At 58.3% G+C, this 7,254-nt stretch carries 8 protein-coding genes; 4 read left to right on the top strand and 4 right to left on the bottom strand.

Features of this window, described 5'->3' with window-relative positions; all coding sequences use genetic code 11:
- Positions 1-440: 440 nt before the first annotated feature.
- Positions 441-659 (bottom strand): hypothetical protein, encoded by a 219-nt coding sequence (locus tag GIY56_RS17875; protein WP_154766202.1) that lies wholly within the window; start codon positions 657-659, stop codon positions 441-443.
- A 908-nt stretch (positions 660-1,567) separates the two neighbouring features.
- Positions 1,568-2,122 (bottom strand): helix-turn-helix domain-containing protein, encoded by a 555-nt coding sequence (locus GIY56_RS17870; protein ID WP_230312627.1) that lies wholly within the window; start codon positions 2,120-2,122, stop codon positions 1,568-1,570.
- 577 nt (positions 2,123-2,699) lie between these two features.
- Between GIY56_RS17870 and GIY56_RS17865 the strand changes: the two genes are divergently transcribed.
- The gene (locus tag GIY56_RS17865; protein WP_154766200.1) at positions 2,700-2,984 is read left to right on the top strand and encodes a BrnT family toxin; all 285 of its coding nucleotides are present in this window, start codon (positions 2,700-2,702) and stop codon (positions 2,982-2,984) included.
- Entirely contained in the window at positions 2,872-3,228 is a 357-nt protein-coding gene (locus tag GIY56_RS17860) for a BrnA antitoxin family protein (RefSeq protein WP_328288594.1), read from the top strand. Before GIY56_RS17865 ends, GIY56_RS17860 begins: the two co-directional genes overlap by 113 nt.
- A gap of 648 nt (positions 3,229-3,876) precedes the next feature.
- Here GIY56_RS17860 and GIY56_RS17855 read toward each other — a convergent pair.
- Both GIY56_RS17855 and GIY56_RS17850 read right to left on the bottom strand, forming a co-directional pair.
- Positions 3,877-4,440, bottom strand: coding sequence for a hypothetical protein (locus tag GIY56_RS17855; RefSeq protein WP_154766198.1), 564 nt, complete (start codon positions 4,438-4,440; stop codon positions 3,877-3,879).
- Complete coding sequence (locus GIY56_RS17850; protein WP_154766197.1) at positions 4,437-4,703, bottom strand: hypothetical protein; 267 nt, start codon at positions 4,701-4,703, stop codon at positions 4,437-4,439. Before GIY56_RS17850 ends, GIY56_RS17855 begins: the two co-directional genes overlap by 4 nt.
- 155 nt (positions 4,704-4,858) lie before the next feature.
- On the opposite strand from GIY56_RS17850, the gene mobQ reads away from it, so the two are divergent.
- Both mobQ and GIY56_RS17835 read left to right on the top strand, forming a co-directional pair.
- The gene (gene mobQ, locus GIY56_RS17845; protein ID WP_154766196.1) at positions 4,859-6,127 is read left to right on the top strand and encodes a MobQ family relaxase; all 1,269 of its coding nucleotides are present in this window, start codon (positions 4,859-4,861) and stop codon (positions 6,125-6,127) included.
- A gap of 300 nt (positions 6,128-6,427) precedes the next feature.
- Entirely contained in the window at positions 6,428-7,201 is a 774-nt protein-coding gene (locus GIY56_RS17835) for a DUF1194 domain-containing protein (protein WP_154766194.1), read from the top strand.
- Positions 7,202-7,254 lie beyond the last annotated feature (53 nt).

Here is a 7,254-nt window from a genome sequence, read left to right as displayed (position 1 = left end):
GTGCAATCGCCGGCTTGGGTGCAGTCCGTCGCCGGGGCCGTGGCTAAACCCTCAGCCGTTCTGAAAATCATCAGGCGCCGATTATTCGGCGCCTTTTTTTGGTCCTCCCCACGCCCCTTTTTCAACCCCTGGCTGCGCCCTTTGCCGTAACCGGTTTTATGACACGGGAACCGCGCCGGCGCGGGAACAGCCAGAGGTTGTGGGAGTCAGGGGGGCGCAAGCGGGTTACGCAGGGCTGAGGATCTTCCTGCCGCCAGGGGGTTTTAGGACACAATCAACGCAGGGGCGATGTGTCGCGCCGATGGTGCGACATCGTCAGTCTTGGGTTGGGCCTCACGGAGCGCCTCTGCAAGCCGCCGCGCCAGCGCCTTCAGCTGGGGTGGCAAGTCGCGCTCGTCTTTCGGTGATGGCATATCGGTCATCGGGCAGCACATCCGGCCTTAGTTCAGGAAACGCTTGGCGCGCAGGCGATGCTCTTCGTCAAGCATGCCCATGAGCTGCAGTCGAGGATCCGTGAGCCGGCCTTTATTGTTTTCAGCAATGGCGCGCAACAGCACGGCTTCAGTCAATCGGTCTGCCGACGCTCGGTCGGGCATGAGGACGGATGACCGGCGGATCACGTCCCGGACAAGGGTTTCCATGCTGTCATCGTCGCCCAAGAAAGCTTTTGTCATTATGACCTCGGATCAAGGCAGGAAGCCCGCTCCAGACCGTAACGCCCCAAGATCGAAATCCGCCCAAAGCCTGTCCTTCACAATTCTTCGTCGCAGCCGCCGAAGAAGTTCATGACACGGGATGAGCATGGGCGCGGAACGGGGGGTGTGGGTGGTCTGGCTGCCCTGCGTCGACGTCGGAAAGCCGCCTGATTACGATCGGACACTCTAACACTCTGCTGTAGTTGGTATGAAGAAAAAGGCCCGCGCGATGCGGGCCTTTTTGTTTATCTGCCAGGTCGCATTGGAGCCGGCTTGCCCTTGGAGGGGGCGACACGCCTCAAGTAGCGCTCTCCCTAGTAGGACAGCCAAGTCTGGTGAGATCCTTCAGGTTATCGGCGCCAAGGCCACCAGGAACGAGAAAGGGAAGGTGACACCGGTTCTGCAGGACTGACTTCTACAGAGCGAGGGCGCTGATCAGTCAGAATGGCTGCTAGCTTACGCCTCTCCTCTCCTTCCCGATCTAACCTGGTCCGTAGATCAGCGATTTGATCAGCGCGATCAGCTAAGAGCTGGTCTTGGCTTCGAACCCGCTCACGCAAGACTGCAAGTTCTTCTTCCAAAGCTTTAGTAGAGCTGGATTCTTGGTCTTGCGTGGGTATTGCGTCTTGTTGCATTTCAGAATTTCGCAACACTTGCGCAAGGGCAGGAAAAACTCGGTGCAGTTCGGAGGGCTCAATTCTCCAAGCCCCCGAAGCGTCCTTTGATGCAGAGATTTTCCCTGATTTTATTGCTCTTGTAATAGTGGCAATGTTCTTGCCTGTGGCCTTTGCAGCCTCTCCAGCAGTGTATTGCATCACCCCTTGCGTCCCTTTGCATTGCCTCTTGCTGCAAGTGTTGCGCTGCAAGGAGTCCTATTCCAAGTCCTCTTGCTGGTTTGTTGCAGGCAGATCAGGCTCCATTCCGCTCAAAAATGGCTGTGACGGTGGAGGAAGACCCTCACCAGCAGGTAGCTGCCCTTCATCTCGGAACAAACTAGGCAAACGACGCAGGGGCTCCTGACTTCCCAATTCGGCTGCATCTGGTTGCTCAGCATCCGAAATAACAACCGCTGCGCTAAAGAGGCTATATCGGATACCATCCCGCTTTCCGGTCCATGCTACGCGGTCATTGATGATGTGAGCATTAACGGTGCCATTTTCGCCAATTTGGCGGATCTCGATCCACCGGTCTGCGACTAGAACATCTACTGCACGCTGGACTGTACGTCGGCTGCATTTCATTAAGTCTGACAAAGTTTTCTGGCTTACTACAACGGCGTTATGCTCTCCAACGCGAGCAGTTAGGATATGCATGAGCTGAGCTGCTTTAGGTGCTTTTTGAATTAACCCTGCCCAAGCCTCATGCGCAGCCCGCTCTGTCTGAACCCAGTTTCCAGGGCCTTTCTTCTTTGGAAGCTCAGTCATCATCCCGTGTCCAAAACTGCTAATTATGACGCAGGGGTGCGCCATCCATGTCAAAATTTTGGACAAGCATGGCAATTCTTCTTAAGCCTATCAAGTCAAAAAATTTGACAAACTAGGCAAAAAAATTGCCAAGAATGACGCACCCCTACGACATGAGCTATGACGCACCCCTACGACATGAGCTATGACGCACCCCCCCCTTTAAAAAGAAGCAATATCAAACACTTATTTTTTCGCCTTCTTATGATCTTAGGAGGACCAAAAAATCCACAGTCCGGGCGCGCTTGCGCGCCGGGGGGGAGCGCCCGCCAGGAAGCTGGCGACCCCCCGCCTTCGGACGGGCTGTGGAGTTTTTGGCATCGGCCGTGAGGCCCCTGAAAGGGGGACGAGCGGTCGATCGGACGCGCAAGAGTGTTGCACTAGGCGGCACCGGATGGGGTGGATCAGGCAAGGAGGGGAAGGATCAGACAAGCGCGCACCCTCAGGAGGACCTCCCTTGCTGTCACTTCTGATCGACCTTTCCAAAAGAAAGGCAAAGAACTACATTACGTTTGTGTAGACAGATGTAGATACCTATCGGATGAAGATTGCTGGTTTCGATTGGGACGAGGGCAACTGGCCCAAATGTGGCAAGCATGGTGTGTCCCAAAAGGAGATCGAGGAGGTCTTCATCGGAACCCCTGCAGTCCTGGCAGATCCTTTTCCTGACGAGGCCCGGAAGAGAGCCATCGGGAAATCAGCCACCGGCCGCTATGTGTTCGTGGTGTTCATGCTGCGAGACATCGACGGTCAGACGAAGCTGCGGCCTATCAGCGCCCGTTACATGCACCAGAAGGAGATCGCTCACTATGAAGGCAGATCCTAAATCTCTCCCGCCTCTGCGCAGCGATGCAGAAGCAGAGGAGTTCGTCGAAACGGCCGACTTGACCCAATACGACCTGTCGGGGTTCAAGCCGATGCGTTTCGAGATCGAGCCAAAGGCGGCTTCGCTGAACATGCGCCTTCCTGCCCCGCTCCTGGATGCGGTGAAGGCAAAGGCAAAGGCGAGAGGCATACCCTATACGCGCTACGTGCGAATGCTGCTGGAAACAGACGTGGCTCACCAATAGACCATGACAAAGCTTGCCGATCTGAAGCAGCGCCTGTTGGAAAATACGGAAGTCCGTAACGCATACGGCCAAAGACGATGCCGCGTTTTCCTTGATCAAGGGATTTTCCAGCCGAGCGGTCCGAACTCGTAAAACACAACACAAAGGCCGCTCGGCTGACGGGTGGGTTATGTCTGACGCTAACGTCAAGGGCAACTTGTCCAAATGGACAACCAAAAGTTGATTACGGTTTGCCTTCGCCTTGAGAGAGAAGATCTTTCCTCCCGTGGTTGTCTCACTTTTACGTGTTTCAACCATAATAAAATCAATGACTTATCTGGAACCTTATCGGCGGAAAAGAGGTTGTTCGGGCTGTTAAAGGGTGCCCTGGTTCATAGTCTTTGGTCCCGAGTGACAGTTTCTCCAGTATGCCCCGCTAGCAGCGGGGCAGTCTGAGACACAGGACGCATTGCCCCCCTCAGTCCTTGGCTTGTCCTGGTGGCTAGTCGATCCAGCGAAGGCCCGGTTTTTGTGTGTCGGGAAGTCCGGAAACCCCGCAGCGGCAGCCCATTCCACGTTTCGCCCTGGCGGAGGCTGATGGACCTAAGTCCCGAAGGTGGATCAGCCTCCATCACCATAGCTGACAACGGGGTAGGTGGAAATGTCAGCTTACTCGCTGGCCTGCTCCGGCAGCTTGTCGATCCAGATCCCGCAGAACCTGTAGCCGTCCGCATTGGTCACGATCGTTCCACCGGCCCGATCGCAAAAGATGCCGGGATATTTCCCGAACTCGCGGGCATTGCCGCTTTCCACGATCCAGAAGGCCGCCAGGAGGGCCAGGAGCGCCCCTGTGAGGACGGCAGAGACCAACCAGACCCAGAACCCGCCAAACCACCTCCAGGCCTCTCTGCGGGCCTCTCCGGCGGCCTTGCGGAGGTCTCCTGCGGCCTTGATGCTTTCGAGCTGTGCTGCGCGGATGGCTTCCTTGGCGCCTTCCGTGGCCGCATAGACGGTGTGCTGGCGCAGATCGAGGGCGGCGGTGGCCAGGCTTTGCTCGATCCGCTGCTGGAGGGCCGGGCCGACCTTGGCCATGCGGTCGAGACCCTGGGCCACCACGGCATTAAGCTTTTCCGCTTCCTTACGATCCAGGCTGGTCCGCTGAAGGCGTTCGACATCGTTGCGGACCAGGGTGATCTCATCAACCAGAGCCTGGAAGGGATCCTTGACGCTCACGGCTCACCCGCCCCAACGCTTTGCGCCTTGGCATCGAGCTCGGCCAGCAGTCCCACCAGTTCCTTTTGATCGACCTCGCGGGTGACGGTCTTGCGCAGGGTGGCGGCCATCCAGCGGGCGATCTTCGGATCCTTCAAGGCTTCCGTGGTGAGCACAGACCCAACGATGATCTTGCGGCGTGTCTCTGAAGCCTTGGCCCTGGTTTTGAGCCGGTTCAGCCGGGCCTGCGCCTCGGCAATCTGCTGATCAATGGTTCGCGCCATTCTGCAATCCCTTGTTCTCCTAATGGTTGCAAGACTGGCCCCAGAGTGGTTACGGTGCAAGGCACGAAGTGCCCACTTATACAAACGCTGCGCGTTTGTGTGGGCAAAGGGGATGCTGCACTCCCCTTTGAACCCCTGGCTTGAGCGCGACGGACATGGCGATCTATCACCTGCGAGCCACGATGATTTCCCGCTCGGCCGGACGCAGCGCCACCGGCGCTGCCGCCTACCGTTCCGGCGAGCGCATCCACGATGAGCGTACTGGCCTCAGTTTCGACTACCGGGCGCGGGGCGGTGTCGAGCATGTGGAGATCCTTGCCCCCGAGAGATCGCCCGAGTGGGTCCAGGATCGCGCCGCGCTGTGGAACGCGGTCGAGCGGACCGAGACGCGCAAGAACAGCCAGCTCGCCCGCGAAATCCGCGTGGCGCTGCCGGCCGAGCTTGATCGCGCGCAGCGCATCGAACTGGTCCGCGACTTCTGCCAGCGGTCCTTTGTGGACCGCGGCATGGTCGCGGACATCGCCCTGCACGCGCCGGGGCGCGAAGGCGACGAGCGCAACCACCATGCGCATATCCTGCTGACCACCCGCGAGATCGGCCCCGACGGCTTTTCCACCAAGAACCGTGACTGGAACGCCAAGGAGCTGCTGGAGGACTGGCGCGAGGCCTGGGCGCGCGACAGCAACCATGCCCTGGAGCGTTGCGGCCACGAGGTGCGGATCGACCACCGGACGCTGGAAGCGCAGCGGGAGGAGGCCTTGGAGCGCTCTGTGCAGGCGCGGGAGCGCGGCGACGAGGCCGAGGCCCTGCGTGAGACGGTGCGGGCTGTGGAACTAGACCGAGCGCCCCTGCCGCAGCTGTCCCTTGGCGCGTGGCAGCTGAAGGAGCGCGGCATCGAGGTCGCGGCGGTCCAGTTGTGGCGCGAGGTCAAGGCGCAGGCCCTTGAGGTGGCGCGGGTGGCGGAGCGGCTATCCGGCCAGGTGCGGGAATGGCTGGGGCGGACGATGGAGCGCTTGACGCCAGGGCATGAGCTTGCCCATGCTAGCCCCGATCGCGGCGCAGTTCGCGACGAGGGACAGGATCTGGCGTCTGCCCGCCACGGCAGGCGTCAGACACCTGAGCACACTCGGGACTCTGGTTCCGACCTCGCAGCGCAGCTGCGGGCAGCCTGGGAAGCCCGTCAGGACCGACCTTCTGCAGACCATAGCCCGACGCGGGAGCCTGAAAGCGCCAGGAGCTTGGCCGAGCGATTGCGCGAAGCAGCGCGAATCATCGATCTAAATGCGGCGGCCGAGCGCGTCGCCAGCTTGCAGCAGGAGCGCTTGGCCAAGGAACGGCAGGAGGCCGAACGCGTCAGGGAGCAGGAGCGGGTCCGCGAGCGGGAACGCAAAGGTCATGACCGGGACTATGGTCATGAATTGTAACCATAAAGGAGAAGTGGCACTTTAGGTTTTCAGTATGGAAGCGCTTGACGGTCGCCTCCTTGATCGTGCGGTTCATCCGCTCGAACTGACCATTGGTCCACCGTCCTGTTTTATTCGGCCTGATTCTCATCAGCCGCTAAACTTTAGCATGCAGCCTTAAGGTGAATTCATAATTGAAATTCAACTCTTTAATTGGAAAATAAATATTTGTTGAATTTTATTTGCTGCTAAAGTGGTCTGATCCTCCACCCGCCTCGATGACAATGCTTGCATTACTTAGTGAAAAGGTATGGTCAAATCATGAAGCATGTTCTCTCTCTCGCCCTAGCTGGCGCAGTGTCCGTCGCTTCCCTCAGTGCCGCCGATGCAGCCACCCTTGTAGATGTTGAATTACAACTGCTTGTCGATGTCTCTGGTAGTGTCAGTTCCAGCGAGTTCGCGTTACAGCGCGATGGCTATGTCAACGCGTTCAAGAGCAGCACCATTCAGGATGCCATCCTAAGCACCGGAAACGGCCGTTTGGGCAAGATTGCTGCAGAACTGATCTATTGGTCCTCGGCTAGTCAGCAGGCAGTGGCTGTGGGCTGGTCGCTACTCGACAGCATGGACAGCATCAATGCTTTTGCCGATGCCATCTCCATCGCTGCACGGCCCTTCTCGGGCGGAACCAACATCGATAGCGCCATTAACTTTGGCTATCCTCGCTTCAATACCAACGATTACGATGGAACCAGTCAGGTGATTGATGTCTCCGGTGATGGGACGAGTAGCGCCGTATTGACCGCAGCGGCACGTGATGCCGCCCTGGCCGCTGGTGTTGACCGCATCAACGGACTGCCCATTGGTGGATCAGCCTCAATAGAAAACTTCTATTCAAACTATGTGGTCGGAGGAGATGGTTCTTTTCTAGTTTCAGCGGCGACTTTTGGCGACTTTTCCGATGCCGTACAGAAGAAGCTGGAACTTGAGATCAGCGGCGGCGGTCCGGCCCCGGTTCCCTTGCCTGGTGCTGTTTGGCTGCTAGGTGGTGCAATCGCCGGCTTGGGTGCAGTCCGTCGCCGGGGCCGTGGCTAAACCCTCAGCCGTTCTGAAAATCATCAGGCGCCGATTATTCGGCGCCTTTTTTT

Origin of the sequence: Paracoccus lichenicola, from assembly GCF_009708075.1 — a bacterium.
Classification (GTDB): domain Bacteria; phylum Pseudomonadota; class Alphaproteobacteria; order Rhodobacterales; family Rhodobacteraceae; genus Paracoccus; species Paracoccus lichenicola.
Note: the sequence above shows the minus strand (reverse complement) of the source record. Positions and strands in the feature narration are given on the sequence as shown.